Below are 23155 nucleotides of genomic sequence, written 5' to 3' on the forward strand. Positions count from 1 at the left end.
ATGCATGTCGTCGTCACAGGTGGCGGTTCCGGTGTCGGCGCGGACGTGGCACAGACTCTGGCGGCCTCCCACCATGCGGTGACGATCATAGGCCGCACCAAGGCGGCTTTGGCTGCACAAAAGCTGCCTCATCAAACCTGCGATGTAACAGACGCTGCGGCGGTCGAAACCGCCTTTGCAGCTGCACGCGTGGAACAAGGGCCCATTGAGGCTGTCATTGCCAATGCAGGTGCCGCGCATTCGGTGCCTTTCCACAAGATGGATGTGATGGACCTACAGGCGATGACCGACATCAATTTGGTCGGGGTTTTCAATGTGTGGAAAGCGGCGCTGCCAGATATGCAGGCGGCCAAGGCGGGCCGCATGATCGCCGTTGCCTCGACTGCCGGCCTCAAAGGCTATCCCTACGTGTCCGGCTATTGTGCGGCAAAGCATGGCGTTATTGGCCTGACCCGCGCTCTGGCACTTGAGCTCGCCCATACCGGGATCACGGTGAACGCGGTTTGCCCTGGCTTTGTGGAAACCCCCATGCTGGTACGTTCGATCGATACCATCGTCGAAAAAACGGGGATGACACGCGAGGACGCGGCAAGATCGCTGTCTTCGTCCAATCCGCAAAAGCGCTTTGTCCAGACCGGGGAAGTGGCAAGCGCTGTCATGTGGTTGCTGTCACCCGCGGCACAGGCGGTGAATGGGCACGCACTTAGCCTGTCTGGAGGAGAGATATGAGCATAACGCCACACAAGGACCCGTTAGAGGCACCTTCAAAGGAACGTTTGCGGCTGTGGTTGCGCTTCTTGAAAGCCAGCCGTTCAATCGAGACCACGCTGAGAGAGAATTTTAAAGCAGACTTTAACACTACCCTGCCGCGCTTTGACGTGCTCGCGGCGCTCTCGCGTTATGCCGATGGCCTGAAGATGAGCCAGATATCTGGCGTGCTCAAGGTCTCCAATGGCAATGTCACCGGCATCGTGGATCGTTTGGCTGAAGAGGGCTTGCTGGTGCGGGTATCCGTGCAAGGCGACCGGCGCGCGTCCCTCGTGCGGCTCACGCAGCGGGGGCAGGAAGAGTTTGCCCGTCAGGCCGTGGCGCATGAAGGATGGGTCAACGACATGCTGTCGGGTTTTGACGCTGAAATGGCGCGGGCCTTGGCCGACGACCTGCAAGCGCTGGAAACAAGCTTAGCCGCGGAACCTGACAGCGATGGTTGAAATCGTCCAACATTTCAAATGCCAGATCGAAGGGCGGATCGCCCATGTCGCACTGAATCGGCCCGACCGGAAAAATCCACTCACCTTCGAAAGCTACGCAGAGCTGCGCGATTGGTTCCGGGGGCTGGTCTATCGCGACGATATCAATGTCGTGATCTTTGGAGCAAATGGAGGCAATTTTTCCTCTGGCGGAGATGTGCACGATATCATTGGCCCACTCACCCGAATGAATATGAAAGAGCTTTTGACATTCACCCGGATGACCGGGGATTTGGTCAAAGCCATTGTTCATTGCGGAAAGCCGGTGATCGCCGCGATTGATGGGGTCTGCGTCGGGGCCGGTGCGATCATTGCCATGGCGTCAGATCTGCGGATCGCCACACCCGCAGCGAAATGTGCGTTTCTGTTCACCCGCGTAGGGTTGGCGGGGTGCGATATGGGAGCTTGTGCGATCTTGCCCCGCATCATCGGCCAAACCCGCGCGGCGGAACTGCTATATACCGGTCGGTCGATGTCGGCTGACGAAGGGTCTGCCTGGGGGTTTTACAACCAAGTGGTCCCTCAAGACGCATTAAAAAATAGCGCGACAGAGATGGCGGAACGCATCGCCGCGGGACCGAATTTTGCACATATGATGACCAAAACAATGCTCGCGCAGGAATGGTCCATGTCGATCGAACAGGCGATCGAGGCTGAAGCGCAAGCGCAGGCCATATGCATGCAAACCGGCGATTTTGAACGGGCCTACAATGCTTTCGTCGCCAAGGAAAAACCGGTGTTCGAGGGCAACTGATGGCAGATCAAAGCTATCTCTCATGGCCATTCTTTGCGCCCGAACATGCTGCCTTGGCCGCGCGGGCAGAAGAGGTGGCGCACGATCTGGTTGTTCAGCATGAAGACACTGACACGGCCTGCCGCGCTCTGGTGAGCCACCTTGGACGGGCCGGATTGCTGGAACATACTGGCAGCCCGGAAGGCAAGCTGGACGTGCGCAGCCTGTGCCTGTGTCGCGAAATCCTCGCGCGCCATGACGGGCTGGCGGATTTCGCTTTTGCGATGCAGGGCCTGGGCACGGGCGCGATTTCACTGTTCGGCTCGGACGAGCAAAAACAGGAATGGCTGCCGCGCACGAGAACCGGTCAGGCAATTTCCGCCTTTGCGCTGACGGAGCCGGGGTCTGGTTCAGATGTGGCGAATAACACGATGTCGGCCACACCCGATGGCACGCATTTTATACTCAACGGGCAGAAGACCTGGATCTCAAATGGTGGGATCGCCGACATGTACACGGTGTTTGCGCGAAGCAAAGATGTGTCGGGCGCCAAGGGTATGTCGGCCTTTATCGTCACCCCAGACCTGCCCGGCTTCGACGTTGTCGAACGGCTGGAGACCATTGCGCCCCACCCGCTCGCGCGGTTGCGCTTTGACGAGGTGCGTCTGCCAGCAACCGCGATGATCGGCGGGCCGGGGCAGGGTTTCAAAATTGCGATGTCAGTGCTTGATGTGTTCCGCTCCACTGTCGCGGCTGCGGCGCTTGGCTTTGCCCGCCGCGCGCTGGATGAGGCGCTTGCCCGTGTGACTTCCAGGCAGGTACAAGGCGCACCTTTGGCGGCCCTGCAGATGGTGCAAGGTCATATTGCCGATATGGCACTTGATATCGATGCAAGCGCATTGCTGATTTATCGCGCGGCCTGGGCAAAGGACAGCGGTGCGCCCCGGGTGACCCGCGAAGCGGCAATGGCCAAGCTTTTTGCCACGGATCAAGCCCAGCAGGTCATCGACAAGGCGGTACAGCTTTTTGGCGGCGATGGCGTGCGCTCGGGCACGGTCGTTGAAACGCTCTATCGCGAAATCAGAGCCTTGCGCATCTACGAGGGTGCCTCTGACGTCCAAAAGATCATTATCGCGCGCCAGGCAATGGCCGCTCATCAGGGAGAGGCGTGATGCGCGGCGCAACGGCCCATGTCGATACATTTGCCCAAGATAACCTGCCCCCCGTGGAGGATCAGCCTGACTTCCTGCTGGACGGGTTCGACTATCCTGAGGTCCTGAATGCCGGACACGAGCTGACCGATGCGATGGTGGCCAAGGGTTTTGGCGATCATACCGCATTGATCGGCAATGGCCGGATGCGCACCTACAAAGAGCTGAGCGACTGGACCAACCGGCTGGCCCATGTACTGGTTGACGACATGGGTGTGAAACCGGGAAACCGCGTGATGATCCGGTCTGCAAATAATCCCGCAATGGTCGCGTGTTGGCTGGCGGCGACCAAGGTAGGCGCGGTCGTCATCAATACGATGCCCATGCTGCGCGCGATTGAGCTAAAGACATATGTCGAAAAAGCTGAGGTTACCTTCGCGCTTTGCGACACGCGCCTGATGGAAGAGATGAACGGATGTGCTGCAACCTGCCCCGGCCTTCAGGTTGTGGCCTTTGATGGAACGTCAAATCACGATGCGGAGTTGGACCGTCTGGCGCTGGAAAAACCTGTGAAATTCGAAGCCGTGCCGACCAGCAGCGATGATGTCGCATTGCTCGGATTTACCAGCGGATCAACGGGAGAGCCAAAGGCCACGATGCATTTCCACCGCGATCTGATGATCATTGCGGATGGCTATGCGCGGGAGGTTCTGGGCGTGGTGCCCGATGATATATTCGTGGGGTCGCCACCGCTGGCCTTTACCTTTGGTTTGGGTGGTTTGGCGCTGTTCCCGCTACGTTTTGGCGCGACAGCCACGCTGTTGGAACAGGCAACACCGCCCAATATGATCAAGATCATCGAGAAATACAAAGCCACGGTTTGTTTCACGGCCCCGACCGCCTATCGCGTGATGATGCGTGCAATGGAAGACGGGGCCGATCTTTCCAGTCTCCGCGCCGCGGTCTCGGCGGGGGAGACGTTGCCACAACCTGTCTATGATGAGTGGATCGAGAAGACGGGCAAACCCCTGCTTGATGGCATCGGGGCGACGGAGATGCTGCACATCTTCATCTCCAATCGCTTTGAAGACCATCGCCCCGCCTGCACCGGGAAACCGGTATCGGGCTACGAGGCCAAAGTGCTGTCTGCCGATGGGTCGGAGGCACCGCGGGGGGAGGTCGGGCGGCTTGCTGTGCGCGGCCCGACTGGGTGCCGCTACCTGAAGGATGAGCGGCAAAGAAACTATGTGGCCCAAGGATGGAACATCACCGGTGACAGTTTCATGCAGGATGAAGAGGGCTATTTTCATTTTTCGGCCCGCAATGACGATATGATCTTGTCTGCGGGCTACAACATCGCCGGTCCCGAAGTTGAAGCCGCGCTGCTCAGCCACGACGCCGTCGCCGAATGTGCGGTCATTGGCGCACCTGATAAGGATCGTGGACATATCGTTCAGGCACATATCGTGCTGTCAGAAGGGGCTGCGCGCGACGATAGGCTGGTCAAAACCCTTCAGGACCATGTCAAAGCAATCATTGCGCCTTACAAATATCCGCGCTCTGTCGTGTTCACAGATGCCTTACCCAAGACGCAAACCGGCAAAATTCAACGCTTTGTCCTCAAAGGATCACATCCGTTATGACGATCTGTGACGTTGACCAAATCTGCCAGGTGCCGGGAACGACCTGCGAAGTTGTCGTCGCGATCACAGCCAAAACGTTCTGATCGTGCGATGACATGACGTTTGACATGCGCCAGAGGGTTTTATTCCGCCACTGCGATCCCGCCGGCATCGTATTTTACCCGCGCTATTTCGAGATGATCAACGATGGCCTTGAGGCATTTTTTGAAGAGGCCTTGGACGCGCCGTGGGATATTCTGCACAAGGCAGCCGCTGTACCAACCGCCGAGATCAAGGCGCGGTTCGCGACACCCAGCCGCCAAGGCGACCTGCTTATTTTGCGGGTCTCGATCACGCGGGTCGGGCGCAGTTCCATGGGGTACGAGATGACGGCGCGGTGCGGCACAGTATTGCGGTTTGAGGCATCTGGTACGCTGGTCTTTGTCGATGAGGCAGGCAAAGCAACCGCATGGCCCGCTGATCTGCGCACCAAATTGGAAGAACACAAGGAAAATGCGCCATGAGCCACAAGACGATCCAACCCGAAGGCTGGTTGCCTGCAAAAGGATACGCCAACGGCATGCTCTCCAAAGACGGCACCCTGCATATCGGCGGGCAAATCGGGTGGGATGGCAATAAAACCTTCGTTTCGGATGATTTTGTCGGCCAAATGCACCAGGCCTTAAAAAACATCAAAGCGATCGTCGAAGCGGCTGGCGGACAGGTTTCAGACGTGACGCGACTGACCTGGTTTGTCACAGACAAGATGGAATATGCACGAAGACAAAGTGAAGTCGGTGCAGCCTACCGCGAAGTCTTTGGTAAGCACTTCCCCGCAATGTCGATGGTTGTCGTTTCAGCCCTTTTGGAGGATGAAGCGGTTGTAGAAATCGAAGCCACAGCACATCTTGGCTGAGCCCGGACCGGTTACTGTTTGCTGCCATTCCCTTGATAACAATGACTGCACCACAAGGGCCGATCCATGGGAATAAGCCGGAGCAATAGATTTCTTTCAGCTACGGTGAACCCTGGTGGGCAAGGCCGTCTTGCTGCGCAGCGTTCGGGCCGCGCCCAAAGTCGCAATGGTGGCATCGCTGAATTCGGTTTGACGGCCTCGCTCGCCAATCTTCGGCGGCTGCCAATCCAGTTCGACACCAAAACAGATCGACAGCGAACCGCGCTGCTGTGTCCAAAGGCCACGCCCCGGTCTGGCACTTCGTGGGAGACCAACGGCTCATGACCGTGAGCTGTCATGCCGGACCCAAAAATGAAGCCCTCTCACATTTCCACAACAGGCGGATCACGACCGAACATACGATAGTAACCACAGCGTCTGTCCGAAACAGTTCCCGATCACTCTTATTCAAAAGAAAAAGGCCACTGAAACCGCGGCCTTCTTATCACATATCCCGGAGCGGGTTCAGCCTTGACGGGCTTTGAACCGGCGCTGTGTTTTGTTGATCACGTACACGCGGCCTTTGCGGCGCACGATACGGCAATCGCGGTGCCGGTTTTTCAACGAGCGAAGCGAATTCTTGACCTTCATGGGTCGTCCTTTCTATGCGCGGCGCGCGGGCGCCTGTTTCGGTTACAGCCCTGCAAAGGGCCAAATTCAATGGTGGGCGATACTGGGATCGAACCAGTGACCCCTTCGATGTCAACGAAGTGCTCTACCGCTGAGCTAATCACCCGTGCATGACGTAAAGAACGACTCCCCGCGCCACGGTTTGAGCCGTATAAGTGGAAGGCGCACGCGGTTCAAGGGCTTTTGGACACCGGCAGAATCCGGCTATGTAGACCAGCAGAGGAGACGGAATGGCCAAAAGATCGTACAGATTGTTGGAACCGACGGTGCGGTTGACCAGTGTTGTGTTTTCTTCGCCCCATAGCGGACAGGCATATCCTTGGTCATTCCTGCGTAAGACGGTGCTTGATGATCGTGCGATTCGCTCCTCCGAAGATGCATTTGTGGATCAACTGTTCGATGGTGCCCCTGCCTTGGGGGCCCCGCTTTTGGCGGCTGATGTGCCGCGCGCCTTTGTCGACCTGAACCGAAGCGCCGATGAACTGGACCCGGCCGTGATCGACGGGGTCAAGGGAACCACCCACAATCCGCGCGTCAGTTCCGGTTTGGGGGTCATCCCCCGCGTTGTCGCAAATGGCCGTGCGATCTATCGCGGCAAACTGGAACTTGCCGAAGCCAAGGCGCGCCTTGCCGATCACTGGCACCCCTACCATGCCGCGTTGCAGGCCGAATTGGACACCGCGAAAGACATGTTCGGCGCAGCAGTCCTGATCGACTGCCACTCCATGCCACATGAAGCTATCGATGCCATCTCGGGCGATACCAAGACATGGCCAGAGGTGGTGTTGGGCGACCGGTTCGGGGCGGCGTGCGCACCCGATATCATCTCCCGGATCGAAGCGGCGTTTCAGCGCGCCGGTTTGCGCGTCGCGCGCAACGCACCATTCGCGGGCGCCTATGTGACGCAAGCCTATGGGCGTCCCTCGCGCAATCAGCACGCCGTCCAGGTGGAGATTGATCGCTCACTTTATATGGATGAGGCGACCATCCAGCCAAATGAAAACTTCGACACGTTCAAACGCCAGATCACCCAAGCCGTTGCAGAGATTATCGAAATCGGGCGTGTCGCCCAGCCCCTCGCGGCGGAATGACGGCTAGCGCTTGCTAACGACTGACGCCGGAAATCCGTGGGGTTTTGCCAAGGTTTTTCAGATCCCGAAGGCACGATAACCTTCGCACGACCCCAGGCCCCATGCCAGGCTGACACCCATGGCAGATACCGCCTGTAGGTCCCGTTTGGCGACACCGCTTAACGCAGCGCGCGCCCCTTGACGATGGCATCGCTGCCGAACCTGTCGCGGATCGCATCGCTTGCCCGCTCTGCCTTGGCCCTTTGCTGCGCGCCGGGATCCAGCAGATCGCCGACACTGTCAGCGTCCGCCGCCGGGACCAGATCGCTGATCCCCACGCCCAACAGTCGGAACGGGCCGGGATCGCTCACCTGATCCAGCAAATCGCGCGCGGTACGATATATCTTGTCAGTCAACTGGGTCGGCTCGCGCAACGAGATCCGTTTGCTGAGCAAGGCGTGATTGGCCCGCTTCAGTTTCAGCGTCACGACCCGACCGGCGATATCCTTGGCCTTGGCCCTGTCCGCCACCTTTTCGGACAGCCGCCAGATATGCCCATCCAGCAAATGATGGCTCGCCGTGTCATCATGGAACGTCGTCTCGTTCGAGATTGATTTGGCGCGGCTGTTGCGCGTCACCGCCCGGTGATCCCGCCCCCAGGCCAGGTTCCACAGCCGGTCACCCGAACCACCGAACCGCGCGGCCAATTCCTTCCGGTCCCACCGCCGCAGATCCGCAAAGGTGCGGATGCCTACTTTTTCAAGCGAAGCCTGGAATGCCTGACCCACGCCCCAAATCAACCGCACCGGCTGATCGCGCAGAAAATCCTCGGTCTCGGCCGCACCGATCACGGAAAACCCGCGGGGCTTGTCCAGATCGCTGGCGACCTTGGCCAGAAACTTGTTGTGGCTCAAACCGATGGAGCCGGTAATCCCGATCTCCTGCTCCATCCGCTGCACCAGCCGCGCCAGCATCACCGCAGGCGGGGCGCCGTGCAGCCGGGCCGTTCCGGTCAGATCCAGAAAGGCCTCATCCAGTGAAAGCGGTTCGATCGCGGGGGTCAGATCCTCCATCAGCGCGCGCACCTGCCGGGACACCTCGACGTAGACCGACATGCGGCCTTTAACGACGACCGCCTCGGGGCAAAGCTGCAGCGCCTTGAACATCGGCATCGCCGACCGTACCCCCCGGATCCGCGCAATATAGCAGGCGGTGGAGACCACGCCACGCTTCCCACCCCCGATGATGACCGGTTTGTCAGCCAGGTCAGGATTGTCCCGCTTCTCGACCGAGGCATAGAAGGCATCGCAATCCATATGGGCGATGGACAGATCGAACAGTTCCGGATGCGCCATCACGCGCGGTGACGCACAGGCCGGGCAGCGCGTCCCGGCATCAAATTGGGTCAGGCAGGTGCGGCACAGGGCAGGCATGGCGGACTTGACGGTGGTGGTTGGGCATATCTTAGCATCCCCTGCAGGAGGACACTATGACTGACAGCTATCCCCATGAACCCCGCACAGAATGCCGAACCCCTGCCGAAGGGCGCGATGGCGTCACGCGCATTCCCACCTGGAAATACACCACCATCCGCACCATCATCCTTGATCTGCTGGACGAGGCCGGAGCCGACGGCCTGGCCTTCAAGGATCTGTCGGCCCAGGTCAAATCGCATCTCTCCTCCAACGACCGCGCCCATCTTGGATCTGTCGGCTGGCACGTCACCTGCGTGAAGCTGAATATGGAGGTCGACGGGGATATCATGCGTCTGCCCGGAAAGGGCCCCCAGCGGATCATCCGCACCTGACATCTAAAGCATCGTCTGCGTCAGCAGATATCGGGACAGGATCACCTGATGGGCTGCCCCCATCGCACCGGCCATGGGGCCGATACTGCCGGGCACGATCTGCGGCGGCACAATTCCGGTCGTGTCCATGTCGCCCATGCACGCCGCCACCCGCTGTACCAAGGCGGATCGGACACCCGTGGGAAAATCCCCATCGATGACAATGGCCTGAAAGTCGATCACCGATGCAGCCGATACCGCAGCCAAAGCCAGGCTATGAGCCGTTTGATCCAACCAGGGGTGTAGGAACTGGTCAAACCCCGTCCAACTGGCATCCTCTCCGCGCAGCAGGTCCACCGAAAGACCGCTTGCCGCCAACTGCCGCTCCAGCAAATGCAGGGAGGCGTGGTGGATCAACTGCCGGTCGGATGCCTGATGCGCCGCGACCGGAAGCGACCCGAATGCGCCAGCATTGCCCGACCGACCGGGATAGACCATGCCGTTCAGCACCACGCCCCCACCGCAGAAATCACCGATATAGAAATAGGCGTAATCGGCAAAATCGGCGCCCCGGCCCGTCACATGCTCGGCAATGCAGGCCACGGTGGCGTCATTGCCTGACACGACGGGCCGGTCACTCAACTGCGAAAAGGCCTTGGTAAAGCAGAAATCGCGCCAGGCGTTCATCTCTTCTTTAGGGGCGTTCAGGCGGTCCAACCAGTTCCACAGGTCAAACGGCGCGGCCACCCCGATACCGGCAAAGCGGGCCTGCTTGGCGGGATCCAAAGGTGCCATCAACTGCTCCAGCGCGTCGGCTGCAAAGGCCATCACCACAGCCGGGGTCGGATAGGCGTAGCGCACCGTCTTTTGCCCCCGGATCGCACCGACCAGATCCATCAGGATCAGATCAGCCCCGCGCCGTCCAATCCGCAGACCAACGGCAAATGCCCCATCAGGATGCAACCCCAAGGGCACGGATGGCTTGCCGACCCGCCCGCGCACAGGCTCGCCCCGTTTCAGCAACCCATCCCGTTCCAGCGACCGCGTGATGACCGAGGCGGTCTGTGCCGACAGGCCGATGCGCCGCGCAATATCCGCACTGGGCAAGGCACCGTGACGCTGGATCAAAGACAGGACCAACCGCTCATTATGGTCGCGCAATCCCGTCCCGCTCATGCCGGTATGCAATTCAGTCGGTTTGTATTCACTCATGACGGGGTCGCATACCGCGCTCAATGTTTATCTTCGATAGCATGCCCTGGATTAATCACCTAAGTTTATTTATTGACACTCCCCCGCCCAGCCCGCTTACTTGACGTTGGGAGACTTGACGACCTGAACGACTCGAGATCGCAGGCGTGCAAACCAACCCAAATGGGAGGAGATCACATGAAAAAGTTGTTTCTGGGCACCGCAATCAGCCTGGTTGCCATGGCAGGTACTGCCATGGCGGGCGGACATGCCGTTTCGGCCTGCCTGATCACAAAGACCGATACCAATCCGTTTTTCGTCAAGATGAAGGAAGGCGCGACAGCCAAAGCCGAAGAGCTGGGCATTTCGCTGAAATCATTCGCGGGCAAGGTCGATGGCGACCATGAAACCCAGGTCCAGGCGATTGAAACCTGCATCGCTGACGGGGCCAAGGGCATCCTGCTGACGGCATCTGACACATCCTCCATCGTGCCAGCCGTGCAGCAGGCGCGCGATGCCGGATTGCTCGTCATCGCGCTGGATACACCGCTTGAACCCATCGATGCCGCTGATGCAACCTTCGCCACCGATAACTTCCTGGCCGGGGAATTGATCGGCAAATGGGCCGCCGCTTCGCTGGGGGACGAGGCCGCCAATGCCAAGATCGCCATGCTCGACCTGGCCGTCAGCCAGCCATCGGTCGGCGTGCTGCGCGACCAGGGGTTCCTGCAGGGCTTTGGCATCGATCTGGGCGACCCTAACAAATGGGGGGATGAGACCGACCCCCGCATTGTCGGCAATGACGTGACCGCCGGGAATGAAGAAGGCGGACGCAAGGCCATGGAAAACCTGCTGGCCACTGATCCAGAGATCAACGTTGTCTACACGATCAACGAACCCGCCGCCGCGGGTGCCTATGAAGCGCTCAAGGCGATCGGTCGTGAAAATGATGTGCTGATCGTCTCGGTCGATGGCGGCTGCCCCGGTGTGCAAAACGTCAAGGATGGCGTGATCGGTGCGACATCGCAGCAATACCCGCTGCTCATGGCCTCCCTCGGGATCGAAGCCATCGCCAAATGGGCCGAAGACGGCTCAAAGCCCGCCAATTCCGAAGGCAAGGATTTCTTCGATACCGGTGTGGCCCTGATCACAGACCAACCCGCCGAAGGGGTCGAATCCATCGACACCACCGAGGGCACCAACCTCTGCTGGGGCTGATCTGACCCAGTCATCGCACAGGGGCGGTCCACCGCCCCTGTCAGGCCAGGGTGGGGAGGACCCGGATGAACACCGCCAACGATTTTGAAACCGCCGCATCCCGCACTGAAACCGTTGCCGAATTCGACGGTCACAAACGCGGTTTCGTCCATCGGCTGCAACATCTGCTGCATACCAATCCGTCGCTGGTGCCGCTGATTGTGCTGGTTCTGTCGACCCTTGGCCTTGGCCTCTACATCGATTGGGAACCGATCAAGGTCTCCCTTGGCATCGCCCGTTTGGAGGACGTCTCCAACGGCAGCTACCGCTTCTTCAAATCCTTCACGCTGACTTTGATCCTGCAACAGGTGCAGATCGTGGGTGTCTTGGCCGCGGCACAGACCCTGATCATCCTGACCGCGGGCATTGACCTCAGCGTCGGGGCCATCGCCGTTCTGTGCTCGGTCATCATGGGGCAGTTCACCTTCCGCTACGGCATTCCACCCACATTCTCGATCATGATCGGCCTCGCCGTGGGTAGTGCGATTGGCGCCGTCTCCGGCTTTCTGGTCAGCCGGATCAAACTCCCGCCGTTCATCGTGACGCTGGGCATGTGGCAGATCGTGCTGGCCGCCAACTATCTGTATTCCGCGAATGAAACGATCCGGTCCCAGGATATCGCAGCCCAGGCCAGTCTTCTGCAATTCATGGGCACCAAATTCACGATGGGTGGGGCGACCCTTACGCTCGGGGTGATCTCAATGCTGTTGATCGCCTTCATCCTGGCCTACGCGCTCAAATCCACACCATGGGGGCGGCATGTCTACGCGGTCGGCGATGATCCGGAGGCTGCAGAGCTGGCCGGGGTCAATCGCCATCGCACCCTAATGTCGGTCTATATGCTGGCTGGCTTGATCTGCGGCTTTGCAGGATGGGTGATGATCGGGCGGTTCAGCTCGGTCTCGCCATCGGCCACAACTGGGGTGATCGGCAATATCCAGGCCATTACTGCCGTGGTGATCGGCGGCATCTCCTTGTTCGGCGGGCGCGGCTCGATCCTCGGTGCCCTTTTCGGAGCGCTGATCGTCGGTGTGTTCGAGCTTGGCCTGCGCATGGCAGGCGCCGATCCGCAATGGACCTTTTTGTTGATCGGTGTCCTGATCATCGCCGCCGTGGCGGTGGACCAGTGGATCCGAAAGGTCTCGATATGACCGCGCCCATTTTGCAAGGCCGCAACCTGGTCAAACGCTACGGTCCCGTCACCGCCTTGGACCATTGCGATTTTGAGCTTTACCCAGGCGAGATTCTGGGGGTCATCGGTGACAATGGCGCGGGTAAATCCACGTTGATCAAAGCAGTCTCAGGTGCGGTCATTCCCGACGGTGGCGAGGTGCAGCTGGACGGCAAGCCCGTCCACTTCACCTCTCCGATCCAAGCCCGCGAACACGGGATCGAAACGGTCTACCAGACCCTCGCCATGTCCCCCGCCCTGTCGATTGCCGACAACATGTTCATGGGGCGCGAGCTGCGCCGCCCGGGCATTTTGGGCACTGTCTTCCGCATGCTCGACCGCCCGGCCATGGAAAAGTTTGCGCGCGATAAGTTATCCGAACTGGGCCTGATGACGATCCAGAACATCAACCAGGCGGTTGAAACCTTGTCCGGTGGCCAACGCCAAGGCGTCGCCGTGGCGCGCGCGGCTGCCTTCGGGTCCAAGGTCATCATCCTGGATGAGCCAACCGCGGCCTTGGGCGTCAAGGAAAGCCGCCGGGTGCTGGAACTGATCCAGGATGTCCGGTCCCGCGGCATTCCCATCATCCTCATCAGCCACAACATGCCCCATGTGTTCGAGGTTTGCGACCGGATCCACATCCACCGGCTTGGCAAACGGCTGACGGTGATCAATCCGACCGACTATACCATGGCCGATGCCGTGGCCTTCATGACCGGCGCGAAAGAGCCTGAGGCCGCATGACGCTCGCCCCCGTGGTGACCCGCATCCGCGCCCTTCCTGCAAAAGACGGCGGCCGGACCCTCATCGCCGTGGCAGGCCCGCCAGGCAGCGGCAAATCCACCCTGGCCGAAGCGTTGGTCCAGGCCCTTGGTCCAGACACCGCCTTGCTCCCCATGGATGGCTTCCACCTCGACAACCGTCTTTTGGAACCAAAGGGGCTGCTCTCTCGCAAGGGCGCCCCGGAAACATTCGATGTCGCGGGGTTCGCCACATGTCTGGAGCGTGTCGCCAGCGGTGCCCCGATCTTTGTCCCGCTCTTTGACCGCGACCGGGAGATCGCCGTTGCAGCGGCTGCCGAGATCCCGGCAACTTGCAAAACGATCATCATCGAAGGCAATTACCTTCTGTTTCAACAGCCGCCCTGGTCCGGCCTCGCCGCACTGTGGGATCTGACCATCTGGCTCGACATCCCGGACAACGTTCTGAAACAACGCCTCACCGCACGCTGGCTGTCCTATGGATTTGCGCCAGCTGCCGCAGCCGCCAAGGTGCAAAACAATGATCTCCCCAACGCCGTGGCAATCAAATCTCAAAGCGCCCCGGCAGACATAATCCTGGGGGCTGACTGGGCCTCCGCGGCCATAAAAAGCAAATGATTTCAAATGTCCCCGCGGGGACAGCACGTCAATTCCATCATGTGTCCAAAAATATCCCGGGGGAGCAGCCGCAGGCTGCGGGGGCAGCGCCCCCATCGGTCGGATCGTGCAGGCGATCCGATACATCTGCCTCATGTCACGACCCTGAGGGTCAGATTGACCCGCCCGCCCTTGGGCATCAGCGTTGATGTTCCGGCACGGATCCGATCAACGCCGTGGTAAACCAGCCGTGCCGCGCCGCCCATTACCGCCACATCACCCGAGCGCAGCCAGAGGCTTTCCGTCTTCCCGCCGCGTGTCGTGTTGCCAACCCGAAACAACCCTTCATCGCCCAATGAGATCGAGACGACAGGCATGGTGAAATCCGCCTCATCCCGGTCCTGGTGCAGACCCATCCGCGCCTCGGCGCCATAGAAATTGATCAAACAGCATTCGGGTTGCCGGTCCACACCAGCCACCTGATCCCAGATCCGCAGGATGCGCCCTGGAATGGCTGGCCAAAGCTGCCCGTCCGGATGCGTCGGCGCATAGCGATACCCCTGACGGTCGGTGATCCAGCCATATTGCCCCGCCGCACTCATTCTGACGGACATCGGCTTGCCGGACGGGGTGACCGGCTGAAACAACGGGGCTGCTTTCAACACCTTGCTCAAGTCGTCTAGTATCGCCGCCTGATCTTCGATGGAGATTAATGAAGGGTAAATTAACACCCCACGTAAAGTCACCGGCGCGTTTGAGACTGTCATGCGGTTTCCAGTCGATTCTCACTCAAAGTCCAGCCTTTTCTGCGCTTGCAGGCCCTATGGCCGCAACCTATATACCCTGCTGATGCTGCGCCGGGGTGATCCCGGGCGGTATGGGATTGGGCGGCATGTGCCTGAATGCAGGGCGAGCCCCCGCAACATCGCCAAAGAAGAGGTAGAGTTACATGGCCAAAGTCATCGGAATAGACCTTGGAACCACCAATAGCTGCGTCGCCATCATGGATGGCAGCCAGCCACGGATCATCGAAAACGCCGAAGGCGCGCGCACGACACCGTCGATCGTCGCGTTCACCGATAGCGAACGGCTCGTGGGCCAACCGGCCAAACGCCAGGCCGTCACGAACCCTGACAACACCATCTTCGCGGTAAAGCGCCTTGTGGGCCGTCGGTTCGATGATGCCGACATCGCGAAAGATAAAAAGAACCTCCCCTATTCCATTATCGATGGCGGTAATGGCGATGCCTGGGTCGAGGTGCGCGACGACAAGTACTCCCCCAGCCAGATCAGTGCTTTCATCCTGCAAAAGATGAAGGAAACGGCAGAAAGCTACCTTGGCGAAGACGTCACGCAAGCCGTGATCACGGTACCGGCCTATTTCAACGACGCCCAGCGTCAGGCCACCAAGGATGCGGGCAAGATCGCCGGCCTTGAAGTGCTGCGGATCATCAACGAGCCGACCGCGGCAGCCCTCGCCTATGGCCTCGACAAGAAAGAGACGCGCACGATTGCCGTCTATGACCTGGGTGGGGGTACGTTCGACGTGACCATCCTGGAAATCGACGATGGCCTTTTCGAGGTCAAATCCACTAACGGTGATACATTCCTGGGTGGTGAAGATTTTGACATGCGCATCGTGTCCTACCTGGCCGACGAGTTCAAAAAAGAGAACGGCGTCGACTTGACCAAGGACAAGATGGCGCTGCAGCGTCTGAAGGAAGCTGCCGAAAAGGCCAAGATCGAGCTGTCATCCAGCCAGCAGACCGAGATCAACCAGCCCTTCATCTCGATGGATCCGAATGGCGGCCAGCCCTTGCACATGGTCATGAAATTGACGCGCGCAAAGTTGGAATCTCTGGTCAATGACCTGATCAAGGCGTCGATCAAGCCGTGCCAGGCCGCGCTGAAGGATGCCGGTCTAACGGTTGGCGATATTGATGAGGTCGTGTTGGTCGGCGGGATGACCCGCATGCCACGGGTCACCGAAGAGGTCACGAAATTCTTTGGCAAGGAACCCCATAAGGGTGTGAACCCAGATGAGGTTGTCGCCGCCGGTGCGGCCATTCAGGCCGGTGTCCTGCAAGGCGACGTCAAGGATGTGGTGCTGCTGGACGTGACGCCGTTGTCTTTGGGGATCGAGACGTTGGGCGGTGTCTTTACCCGCCTGATCGACCGCAACACTACGATCCCGACCAAGAAAAGCCAGATCTTTTCAACCGCCGAGGATAACCAGAACGCCGTGACGATCCGGGTGTTCCAAGGTGAGCGTGAGATGGCCGCGGATAACAAGATCCTGGGCCAGTTCAACCTGGAAGATATCCCTCCTGCACCGCGTGGCTTACCGCAGATCGAGGTGACCTTCGACATTGATGCCAATGGCATTGTGTCGGTCAGCGCCAAGGATAAGGGCACTGGCAAGGAACAGAACATCACGATCCAGGCCTCGGGCGGTCTGTCGGATGATGAAATCGACCAAATGGTCAAGGACGCCGAAGCCAATGCCGAGGCCGACAAGGATCGCAAGGAATTGGTCGAGACCAAGAACCAGGGTGAGAGCCTTGTCCATTCGACCAAGAAATCGCTCACCGAGCATTCCGACAAAGTCGATCCATCCACGGTCGAGGCCATCGAACTGGCCATGGGTCCGCTGGAAGAAGCGCTTGAAACCGAAGATATCGCCAAGATCAAAGGCGGGATCCAGAACCTGACCGAAGCTGCCATGAAACTGGGTGAGGCCATCTACAAGGCCGAGCAGGAGAAGGCTGGCGAAGCCGCGCCTGAGATGGACGAAGAGGTTGCCGGTGTCGACGATGAGATTGTCGATGCCGATTTCGAGGATCTTGACGGTAACAAGCACGGCTAACTGGCCCTGCGCGCGTACCCCTGTGGCCGGCCCCTGACCATGGGCCGGCCCTTGCGTTCAATGGAAGAGGGGTCCTATGGCAAAACGTGACTATTATGATGTGTTGGGCGTCTCGCGCGGGGCATCCGAGGACGAGTTGAAGAAAGCCTATCGCCGCAAGGCCAAGGAGCTTCACCCGGATCGCAATTCTGACAATCCAACGGCCGAAGAGCAGTTCAAAGAGGTGAACGAGGCCTATGACGCGCTGAAAGACCCGGACCGCAAGGCAGCCTATGACAGGTTCGGCCATGCGGCGTTCGAAGGGGGCATGGGTGGCGGCCGCAGCGGCGGCGCCCGTCAGGGCGATTTCGCCGGTGCCTTCTCTGACGTGTTCGACGATCTGTTCGGTGATTTCATGGGCGGTCAGCGTTCCGGCGGTGGCGGCCGCAACCGGGCCGCACGCGGCGCTGACTTGCGCTATAACCTGAAGATCTCGCTGGAAGAGGCGTATTCCGGCTCTCCGAAAACCCTGAATGTACCCAGCTCTGTCCAATGCGAGGCCTGTTCGGGTACGGGAGCAGAGGGCGGCGCAGAGCCGGTGACCTGCCCAACCTGCAATGGCATGGGTAAGGTGCGGGCACAGCAGGGTTTTTTCACGGTCGAACGCACCTGTCCGACCTGTGCTGGCCTGGGCCAGATCATCAAGAATCCCTGCCAGGTCTGTGGCGGCGCTGGCCGGATCGAGAAGGAGCGCGCCCTGTCCGTCAACATCCCTGCAGGTGTTGAAACGGGAACGCGCATTCGTCTGGCCGGCGAAGGAGAAGCCGGTCTGCGCGGTGGGCCAACAGGCGACCTGTATATCTTTATCGAGGTGGCCGATCACGAGTTGTTCGTGCGCGACGGGCCGCATCTGTTCTGTCGGGTTCCGGTCAGTGTGACCTCTGCCGCGCTGGGTGGTGATATCGAGGTGCCGACAATCGATGGCGGTCGCAGCCGGGTCAAGGTGCCCGCGGGCAGCCAGTCTGGCAAGCAGATGCGCCTGCGCGGCAAGGGGATGCCGCCGCTTCGCCAAGGCAGCGCCGGTGACATGTTCATTGAACTGGCGGTCGAGACGCCCGTGAACCTGACCAGCCGCCAGAAAGAGCTGCTGCGCGAGTTTGAAAAGTTGAGTGAAGACAACCACCCGGAAGGGTCCAGCTTTTTCTCGAAAGTGCGGGGGTTTTGGGACAGCATGAAGGGCTGATCCCGGCGAACATTAACCCTTCATTAGCCACGTCATGAGAGCGTCCGGACCATGAGCCGGACCGCTTCACTTCAGGAATCACCGATGCCGCTGTTCGGTGGTGACGAGGCCCCGATTGTGGTCGAGGGCAGGGCACTGCCATCCTATATCAAGGATCATCGCCAGCGGTTGCGGGAACGGTTTCTGGCCGGGGGACCGGATGCGATGCCGGATTACGAGCTGTTGGAACTGGTCCTGTTCCGCGCCATTCCACGCCGTGATGTCAAACCCCTTGCACGGCTCTTGCTGGAGAGGTTTGGCGATTTCAATCGCGTCCTGGCGGCGGGTCCCGGTCGCCTATCCGAGGTGCCGGGCGTGGGTAATGCCGTGATTGTAGAGTTGAAGATCGTCGAAGCCGCCGCGCAACGCATGGCGCGATCCTGCGTGATGGGGCGCGATGTGATTTCGGGTTGGGATGCGGTGCTAGATTACTGCCACACCGCCATGGCCCACCGGGAAACGGAACAGTTTCGCGTCCTGTATCTGGATCGAAAGAACGTTTTGATTGCTGACGAACAACAGGCGCAGGGCACTGTTGATCATGTACCGGTTTATCCGCGTGAAGTGGTCAAGCGAGCCTTGGAACTGAATGCCAGCGCATTGATTCTGGTGCATAATCACCCGTCAGGTGATCCAACTCCATCTGAGGCTGACATCCAGATGACACACCAGATTCAGTCTGCCGCGCACACATTGGGGATCGTGTTGCACGATCACCTGATCATCGGCAAATCAAGCGCGCTGAGTTTTCGGAGCGAGGGTAACCTGTAGGCGGTTCAGCGGGCAGCGACACGCATGTCGCGCAAGACATCATCCATAACCAAGACCCGACCCACGGCATTGCAGCGTGGCATGGCAATCGTCAAAGCGACCGGTTTGCTGCCAGCATCAAAGCCGGGTTGCAGGATCTTGGCCGAGATATTGCGCCCGCAGTTGCGGCGCGTGACTTCAGCTTCGACATTCAAGCGGACGCGGGATGCAACGGTCAGGTCTTCGGTCGGGAAACTGTAGATCTCAACCTGCCAGCCTTGCAAAAGACGGGGATCACCGAGAACGGTCATGAAGCCGCCCCCTTGGCCGAAGGACTGCTTGGGATCGCCGGTATTGCGATGCCAGATATGGCCCGCCTGACCTCGCCGTTGATCACCTTCAAAGGCGTGCATGCGCAGAACGGGCTTACCCTTCCACTGCAGCGCAACCCTTTGAAACTGCGTATACTCTTCGAATTCAACCTTGGCGCGGGCAACCCAGCCATCGTCGAATGTCGCGGAAACGATCGTGGTCTGTTCCAGGGCGGGTATCTGCGCCTCGTAATGTCCCTTGGCATCGGTGAGAACGGTAAAGCGCAGGCCCCCCTGGCGCAGGTTGACGATACTGCGCGGATAACAGGGCGCGTCCAGCACCAGATAGATCATGGAAGCCGTGGCGGGCGATGCCGTGAAATCGGCGATGCAGCTTTCCTCGGGACCAGCGACGCGCTCGTCCTGCGTCAGGGAAAAGTCACCTGAATATTGCTGAAATCCGCTGCCCACGGGCAGGGTCACGCCCTCATAGCTCAGCTTGGGATGGGGGCCCGACGGGATGCTGACAAGCTCTGGCAGCAGCGCATCATCAGCAGTGACGGTGGCATTTGGCGGTATGGCAACACCGATCAGCGGTTGAACATCCTGGAGGATGATCTCGGCCCCGGTGGGTTGCACGTCTGCGGTGTTCAAGGCGGCTGGAGCTGTGTCGGTCTGGGGTGCAGATGTACCGAACAAAAGATCGCCATGCTGCATGACAAATCCGGTGGCCATGGCCAAGGAAAATGCGAGACCGGCTGTCTTGATACGCTGAAAATAACTCATTCATCCCCCATCACTTTTCTAAGCGACAGGTTTGTTATCAGAGGTAATTCGGGCGGGGTCGTGGCAAGAGCACGCTCATTTTCAGCCAAATTGTGACGCGGTTAACATGCGTATAGGCCGGTTTCGGCGTAAAATACCGTTGTGGCTGTTCTTGGCCGCAACTGCGCCTCAATTCAGACTGTCAAATGCGGCGGCGATCAGACCTTGGCACCGTGGCAGTGCTTGAATTTCTTGCCGCTCCCGCACGGGCAAAGCTCGTTGCGACCGGGATTGCCCCATGTCGAGCGATCATTCTCGTCAAAGCCGGGGCGGCGACCGGTGGGCAGCATCGGGTCGGCCTCGGCCTCAACCTCTTCACCAGCGACCATCTGGCTTGCGCCTTCGATCAAATCCGGCTGCTGCGCCATCAATTGCTGAATCATGGCCTTTTGCTCCTCTTCCGTGAGGGGCCGGATCTGGCTGAGCTTTTTGGTGGTCTCGGTCCGCAAGCTGTCCAACATCCCTTCGAACAGCTGAAACGACTCGGTCTTGTACTCATTCAGCGGATCGCGTTGGGCATAACCCCGGAACCCCACGACCGAGCGGAGATGTTCCAATGTCAGCAGATGCTCCCGCCATTTGCCATCGATTGTCTGCAAAAGGATCTGCTTTTCGATGTTGCGCATGTTTTCGGGGCCGAATTGAACCGCCTTTTGCGCCATGAATTCATCGGAGGCTTTGTACAGACGCTCCCGCACGACATCATCGTCAACGCCATCTTCCTGGCCCCAGGCGATCAACGGGACATCCACGCCAAGGATTTCCAGCGTGGCGGCATAAAAGCCGTGCATGTCCCACTGGTCCGAATAGGATTTGGGCGGCATGAACTGGTCAATCAGGTCATCGATGACCTGGTGGCGCATGTCCTGAGTGACTTCCGAAAGGTCATCGGCCTCCATGATTTCCATGCGCTGGCCAAAGATCACCTTGCGCTGGTCGTTCATCACATCATCGAATTTCAGCAACTGCTTGCGGATATCGAAGTTGCGCCCTTCGACCTTGGCCTGCGCTTTTGCGAGGCTTTTGTTCACCCAGGGGTGCACGATTGCCTCGCCTTCCTGCATGCCGAGCTTGCCCAGCACATTGTCGAGACGTTCAGAGCCGAAGATGCGCATCAGGTCATCCTCAAGGCTCAGATAAAAGGAGGACTTGCCAGGATCGCCCTGGCGGCCTGACCGGCCGCGCAACTGGTTGTCGATCCGGCGGCTTTCATGGCGCTCTGTCGCCAGAACGAACAAACCGCCTGCATCCAGGACCTTTTGCTTTTCGTCCACGACCTCAGCTTCGATCCGGGTGCGCACGTCATCCGGATCCGCATCCGGGGTTTCGGCCAGGGCCTGTAGGACGCGCATTTCCACGTTGCCGCCCAATTGTATGTCGGTCCCGCGGCCCGCCATGTTGGTTGCAATCGTAACGGCCCCTGTCTTACCCGCATCGGCGACGATCTGCGCCTCTTGCTCATGCTGGCGGGCATTCAGGACATTGTGGGGGATCCCGGCCTCTTTAAGAAGCTCTGAGAGGCCCTCTGATTTCTCGATACTGGTGGTGCCGACAAGAACAGGCTGGCCCTTGTTGTTGGCCTCACGAATAGCCTCGACAATCGCACCCAGCTTTTCCTTGGCGGTGCGGTAAACCTGGTCATGGTCGTCTTCACGCGCGATGCCCTTGTTCGTCGGGACCTCCACAACGCCCAGGCCGTAGATTTCGGAAAATTCCTCGGCCTCCGTCAAGGCCGTGCCCGTCATGCCGGACAACGTGTTATAAAGCCGGAAGTAGTTTTGGAACGTGACAGATGCGAGGGTCACGTTTTCGGGCTGAATTTCGCAGCCTTCCTTTGCCTCGATCGCCTGGTGCAGGCCATCGGATAACCGCCGCCCGGTCATCATCCGGCCGGTGAATTCGTCGATCAGCATCACCTCGCCGTCGCGGACGATGTAATCCTTGTCCTTCGTGAACAGCTTGTGTGCCCGCAGGCCCTGGTTCACGTGATGAACGATGGTGGTGCTTTCCGGGTCATAAAGGGACTGTTCCTCGGGCAGCAGACCGGCGGATTGCAGGATCCCTTCGAGGAACTCGTTGCCGTCATCGGTGAAGGTAACGTTGCGGGTCTTCTCATCCAGCGTGTAGTGATCGTCGTTCAGTTTCGGGATCAGTTCATCGATGCTGACATAAAGATCGCTGCGATCCTGGGCGGGGCCCGAGATGATCAGAGGCGTCCGCGCCTCATCGATCAGGATCGAGTCGACCTCATCCACAATCGCAAAGTTGTGACCGCGCTGGGACAGTTGCGACAATTCGGATTTCATGTTGTCGCGTAGATAGTCGAATCCAAGTTCGTTGTTTGTGGCGTAGGTGACATCGGCCGCGTAGGCGTCCCGCTTTTCGCCTTCGTCCTGCTGGGGATATACGACGCCGCAGGTCATGCCGAGCTGGGTATAGACCTTGCCCATCCATTCGGAGTCGCGCTTGGCCAAGTAGTCATTGACGGTGACGATATGCACGCCCTTTCCGGTCAGCGCGTTCAGGTAAGCCGGGAACGTGGCGACGAGTGTCTTGCCCTCACCCGTCTTCATTTCAGCGATATTGCCCTGATGCAGGAAGATGCCGCCCATCAGTTGCACATCAAAGGCTCGCAAACCCAAGGCCCGGCGCGCACCCTCACGGCAATTGGCAAACGCTTCAGGCAGCAGATCATCCAGGCTTTCGCCCGAATTGGCGCGCTGCCGCAATTCCGCTGTCTTGTCTTGCAAACCCTCATCGCTGAGGGCTTCAAATTCCGGTTCCAGCGCGTTAATCTTATCGACAAGATGTCGGGTTGATTTAACCTTGCGATCATTGGGGGTGCCAAAGACCTTTTTCGCGATGGTTCCTAGACCCAGCATATCGGCTCCGCTTTAACGCTTACGTGTGTGGGGGCACCTTGCCCCTGGTTCCGGCCTTGCCTATGACGGCAGAGTGAAAGCCTCCC

22 protein-coding genes and 1 tRNA gene are annotated in these 23155 nt (G+C 59.3%); 16 read left to right on the forward strand and 7 right to left on the reverse strand.

The genetic code is table 11. The features are described from left to right. The 7 genes from IU397_RS05390 to IU397_RS05420 all read left to right on the forward strand — a co-directional run bounded on the left by IU397_RS05390 (position 1) and on the right by IU397_RS05420 (position 5672). Complete coding sequence (locus IU397_RS05390) at positions 1-729, forward strand: SDR family NAD(P)-dependent oxidoreductase (protein WP_204411542.1); 729 nt, start codon at positions 1-3, stop codon at positions 727-729. Further along, the gene (locus tag IU397_RS05395) at positions 726-1211 is read left to right on the forward strand and encodes a MarR family winged helix-turn-helix transcriptional regulator (RefSeq protein WP_204411544.1); all 486 of its coding nucleotides are present in this window, start codon (positions 726-728) and stop codon (positions 1209-1211) included. Before IU397_RS05390 ends, IU397_RS05395 begins: the two co-directional genes overlap by 4 nt. Further along, complete coding sequence (locus IU397_RS05400; RefSeq protein ID WP_204411547.1) at positions 1204-2004, forward strand: enoyl-CoA hydratase family protein; 801 nt, start codon at positions 1204-1206, stop codon at positions 2002-2004. The genes IU397_RS05395 and IU397_RS05400 overlap by 8 nt, the downstream gene beginning before the upstream one ends. Continuing rightward, positions 2004-3155: an acyl-CoA dehydrogenase family protein gene (locus tag IU397_RS05405; protein WP_204411549.1), complete on the forward strand. Its 1152-nt coding sequence runs from the start codon at positions 2004-2006 to the stop codon at positions 3153-3155. The genes IU397_RS05400 and IU397_RS05405 overlap by 1 nt, the downstream gene beginning before the upstream one ends. Then, entirely contained in the window at positions 3155-4777 is a 1623-nt protein-coding gene (locus IU397_RS05410; RefSeq protein ID WP_204411551.1) for an AMP-binding protein, read from the forward strand. The genes IU397_RS05405 and IU397_RS05410 overlap by 1 nt, the downstream gene beginning before the upstream one ends. Positions 4778-4884: 107 nt before the next feature. After that, positions 4885-5280 (forward strand): thioesterase family protein, encoded by a 396-nt coding sequence (locus tag IU397_RS05415; RefSeq protein ID WP_239479630.1) that lies wholly within the window; start codon positions 4885-4887, stop codon positions 5278-5280. Next, positions 5277-5672, forward strand: coding sequence for a RidA family protein (locus IU397_RS05420; RefSeq protein ID WP_204411555.1), 396 nt, complete (start codon positions 5277-5279; stop codon positions 5670-5672). Before IU397_RS05415 ends, IU397_RS05420 begins: the two co-directional genes overlap by 4 nt. A gap of 504 nt (positions 5673-6176) precedes the next feature. Here the strand turns inward: IU397_RS05420 and ykgO are convergent. Together ykgO and IU397_RS05430 are read right to left on the reverse strand one after the other, a co-directional pair. Continuing rightward, the gene (gene ykgO, locus IU397_RS05425) at positions 6177-6302 is read right to left on the reverse strand and encodes a type B 50S ribosomal protein L36 (RefSeq protein ID WP_054004448.1); all 126 of its coding nucleotides are present in this window, start codon (positions 6300-6302) and stop codon (positions 6177-6179) included. A gap of 70 nt (positions 6303-6372) precedes the next feature. After that, a tRNA-Val gene (locus IU397_RS05430) sits at positions 6373-6447 on the reverse strand. Positions 6448-6571: 124 nt separating this feature from the next. Here IU397_RS05430 and IU397_RS05435 point away from each other — a divergent pair. Then, positions 6572-7432 carry an N-formylglutamate amidohydrolase gene (locus IU397_RS05435; protein WP_204411558.1) on the forward strand — a complete coding sequence of 287 codons (861 nt, stop codon included), beginning with the start codon at positions 6572-6574 and terminating at the stop codon, positions 7430-7432. A gap of 158 nt (positions 7433-7590) precedes the next feature. Here the strand turns inward: IU397_RS05435 and IU397_RS05440 are convergent, their stop codons facing one another. Further along, positions 7591-8844, reverse strand: coding sequence for a DNA polymerase IV (locus IU397_RS05440; RefSeq protein ID WP_204411560.1), 1254 nt, complete (start codon positions 8842-8844; stop codon positions 7591-7593). 56 nt (positions 8845-8900) lie between these two features. On the opposite strand from IU397_RS05440, the gene IU397_RS05445 reads away from it, so the two are divergent. After that, a complete protein-coding gene (locus tag IU397_RS05445; protein WP_204411562.1) occupies positions 8901-9218 on the forward strand; it encodes a hypothetical protein in 318 nt (105 codons plus the stop codon). 3 nt (positions 9219-9221) lie between these two features. Here the strand turns inward: IU397_RS05445 and IU397_RS05450 are convergent, their stop codons facing one another. Next, the gene (locus tag IU397_RS05450; protein ID WP_204411565.1) at positions 9222-10409 is read right to left on the reverse strand and encodes an ROK family transcriptional regulator; all 1188 of its coding nucleotides are present in this window, start codon (positions 10407-10409) and stop codon (positions 9222-9224) included. A 177-nt stretch (positions 10410-10586) separates the two neighbouring features. Here IU397_RS05450 and IU397_RS05455 point away from each other — a divergent pair, with 177 nt between their 5' ends. The 4 genes from IU397_RS05455 to IU397_RS05470 all read left to right on the forward strand — a co-directional run bounded on the left by IU397_RS05455 (position 10587) and on the right by IU397_RS05470 (position 14195). Continuing rightward, on the forward strand, positions 10587-11606 hold the full coding sequence (locus IU397_RS05455; RefSeq protein ID WP_204411567.1) for a sugar ABC transporter substrate-binding protein: 1020 nt from the start codon (positions 10587-10589) through the stop codon (positions 11604-11606). A gap of 65 nt (positions 11607-11671) precedes the next feature. After that, positions 11672-12796 (forward strand): ABC transporter permease, encoded by a 1125-nt coding sequence (locus IU397_RS05460; protein ID WP_204411570.1) that lies wholly within the window; start codon positions 11672-11674, stop codon positions 12794-12796. After that, positions 12793-13560, forward strand: a complete 768-nt coding sequence (locus IU397_RS05465; RefSeq protein ID WP_204411572.1) for an ATP-binding cassette domain-containing protein — start codon at positions 12793-12795, stop codon at positions 13558-13560. The genes IU397_RS05460 and IU397_RS05465 overlap by 4 nt, the downstream gene beginning before the upstream one ends. Beyond that, the gene (locus IU397_RS05470) at positions 13557-14195 is read left to right on the forward strand and encodes a nucleoside/nucleotide kinase family protein (protein WP_204411575.1); all 639 of its coding nucleotides are present in this window, start codon (positions 13557-13559) and stop codon (positions 14193-14195) included. Before IU397_RS05465 ends, IU397_RS05470 begins: the two co-directional genes overlap by 4 nt. Positions 14196-14326: 131 nt before the next feature. Here IU397_RS05470 and IU397_RS05475 read toward each other — a convergent pair whose 3' ends face one another. Continuing rightward, positions 14327-14941 carry an alpha-ketoglutarate-dependent dioxygenase AlkB gene (locus IU397_RS05475; RefSeq protein WP_204411577.1) on the reverse strand — a complete coding sequence of 205 codons (615 nt, stop codon included), beginning with the start codon at positions 14939-14941 and terminating at the stop codon, positions 14327-14329. Between the two features lie 182 nt (positions 14942-15123). Between IU397_RS05475 and dnaK the strand changes: the two genes are divergently transcribed. The 3 genes from dnaK to radC all read left to right on the forward strand — a co-directional run bounded on the left by dnaK (position 15124) and on the right by radC (position 19072). Then, entirely contained in the window at positions 15124-17040 is a 1917-nt protein-coding gene (dnaK, locus tag IU397_RS05480) for a molecular chaperone DnaK (protein WP_204411580.1), read from the forward strand. 76 nt (positions 17041-17116) lie between these two features. Continuing rightward, positions 17117-18262, forward strand: coding sequence for a molecular chaperone DnaJ (gene dnaJ, locus IU397_RS05485; RefSeq protein ID WP_204411582.1), 1146 nt, complete (start codon positions 17117-17119; stop codon positions 18260-18262). 84 nt (positions 18263-18346) lie between these two features. After that, positions 18347-19072, forward strand: a complete 726-nt coding sequence (gene radC / locus IU397_RS05490; RefSeq protein ID WP_370541614.1) for a DNA repair protein RadC — start codon at positions 18347-18349, stop codon at positions 19070-19072. Positions 19073-19077: 5 nt separating this feature from the next. Here radC and IU397_RS05495 read toward each other — a convergent pair whose 3' ends face one another. Continuing rightward, the gene (locus tag IU397_RS05495) at positions 19078-20148 is read right to left on the reverse strand and encodes a hypothetical protein (protein WP_204411587.1); all 1071 of its coding nucleotides are present in this window, start codon (positions 20146-20148) and stop codon (positions 19078-19080) included. Between the two features lie 197 nt (positions 20149-20345). Next, positions 20346-23069, reverse strand: a complete 2724-nt coding sequence (secA, locus tag IU397_RS05500) for a preprotein translocase subunit SecA (protein WP_204411589.1) — start codon at positions 23067-23069, stop codon at positions 20346-20348. Positions 23070-23155 lie beyond the last annotated feature (86 nt).

Origin of the sequence: Actibacterium sp. 188UL27-1 (genome assembly GCF_016901225.1) — a bacterium.
In the GTDB taxonomy this organism is placed as follows: Bacteria; Pseudomonadota; Alphaproteobacteria; order Rhodobacterales; family Rhodobacteraceae; genus 188UL27-1.

Coding starts and splice junctions, on each gene's coding strand:
- IU397_RS05465 (WP_204411572.1), top strand. CDS start 12,793: ATGACCGCGCCCATTTTGCAAGGCCGCAACCTGGTCAAACGCTACGGT.
- secA (WP_204411589.1), bottom strand. CDS start 23,069: ATGCTGGGTCTAGGAACCATCGCGAAAAAGGTCTTTGGCACCCCCAAT.
- radC (WP_370541614.1), top strand. CDS start 18,347: ATGCCGCTGTTCGGTGGTGACGAGGCCCCGATTGTGGTCGAGGGCAGG.
- IU397_RS05400 (WP_204411547.1), top strand. CDS start 1,204: ATGGTTGAAATCGTCCAACATTTCAAATGCCAGATCGAAGGGCGGATC.
- IU397_RS05415 (WP_239479630.1), top strand. CDS start 4,885: ATGCGCCAGAGGGTTTTATTCCGCCACTGCGATCCCGCCGGCATCGTA.
- IU397_RS05475 (WP_204411577.1), bottom strand. CDS start 14,941: ATGACAGTCTCAAACGCGCCGGTGACTTTACGTGGGGTGTTAATTTAC.
- IU397_RS05410 (WP_204411551.1), top strand. CDS start 3,155: ATGCGCGGCGCAACGGCCCATGTCGATACATTTGCCCAAGATAACCTG.
- IU397_RS05460 (WP_204411570.1), top strand. CDS start 11,672: ATGAACACCGCCAACGATTTTGAAACCGCCGCATCCCGCACTGAAACC.
- IU397_RS05420 (WP_204411555.1), top strand. CDS start 5,277: ATGAGCCACAAGACGATCCAACCCGAAGGCTGGTTGCCTGCAAAAGGA.
- IU397_RS05470 (WP_204411575.1), top strand. CDS start 13,557: ATGACGCTCGCCCCCGTGGTGACCCGCATCCGCGCCCTTCCTGCAAAA.
- IU397_RS05495 (WP_204411587.1), bottom strand. CDS start 20,148: ATGAGTTATTTTCAGCGTATCAAGACAGCCGGTCTCGCATTTTCCTTG.
- IU397_RS05395 (WP_204411544.1), top strand. CDS start 726: ATGAGCATAACGCCACACAAGGACCCGTTAGAGGCACCTTCAAAGGAA.
- IU397_RS05440 (WP_204411560.1), bottom strand. CDS start 8,844: ATGCCTGCCCTGTGCCGCACCTGCCTGACCCAATTTGATGCCGGGACG.
- ykgO (WP_054004448.1), bottom strand. CDS start 6,302: ATGAAGGTCAAGAATTCGCTTCGCTCGTTGAAAAACCGGCACCGCGAT.
- IU397_RS05435 (WP_204411558.1), top strand. CDS start 6,572: ATGGCCAAAAGATCGTACAGATTGTTGGAACCGACGGTGCGGTTGACC.
- IU397_RS05405 (WP_204411549.1), top strand. CDS start 2,004: ATGGCAGATCAAAGCTATCTCTCATGGCCATTCTTTGCGCCCGAACAT.
- dnaJ (WP_204411582.1), top strand. CDS start 17,117: ATGGCAAAACGTGACTATTATGATGTGTTGGGCGTCTCGCGCGGGGCA.
- IU397_RS05390 (WP_204411542.1), top strand. CDS start 1: ATGCATGTCGTCGTCACAGGTGGCGGTTCCGGTGTCGGCGCGGACGTG.
- IU397_RS05445 (WP_204411562.1), top strand. CDS start 8,901: ATGACTGACAGCTATCCCCATGAACCCCGCACAGAATGCCGAACCCCT.
- IU397_RS05450 (WP_204411565.1), bottom strand. CDS start 10,409: ATGAGTGAATACAAACCGACTGAATTGCATACCGGCATGAGCGGGACG.
- dnaK (WP_204411580.1), top strand. CDS start 15,124: ATGGCCAAAGTCATCGGAATAGACCTTGGAACCACCAATAGCTGCGTC.
- IU397_RS05455 (WP_204411567.1), top strand. CDS start 10,587: ATGAAAAAGTTGTTTCTGGGCACCGCAATCAGCCTGGTTGCCATGGCA.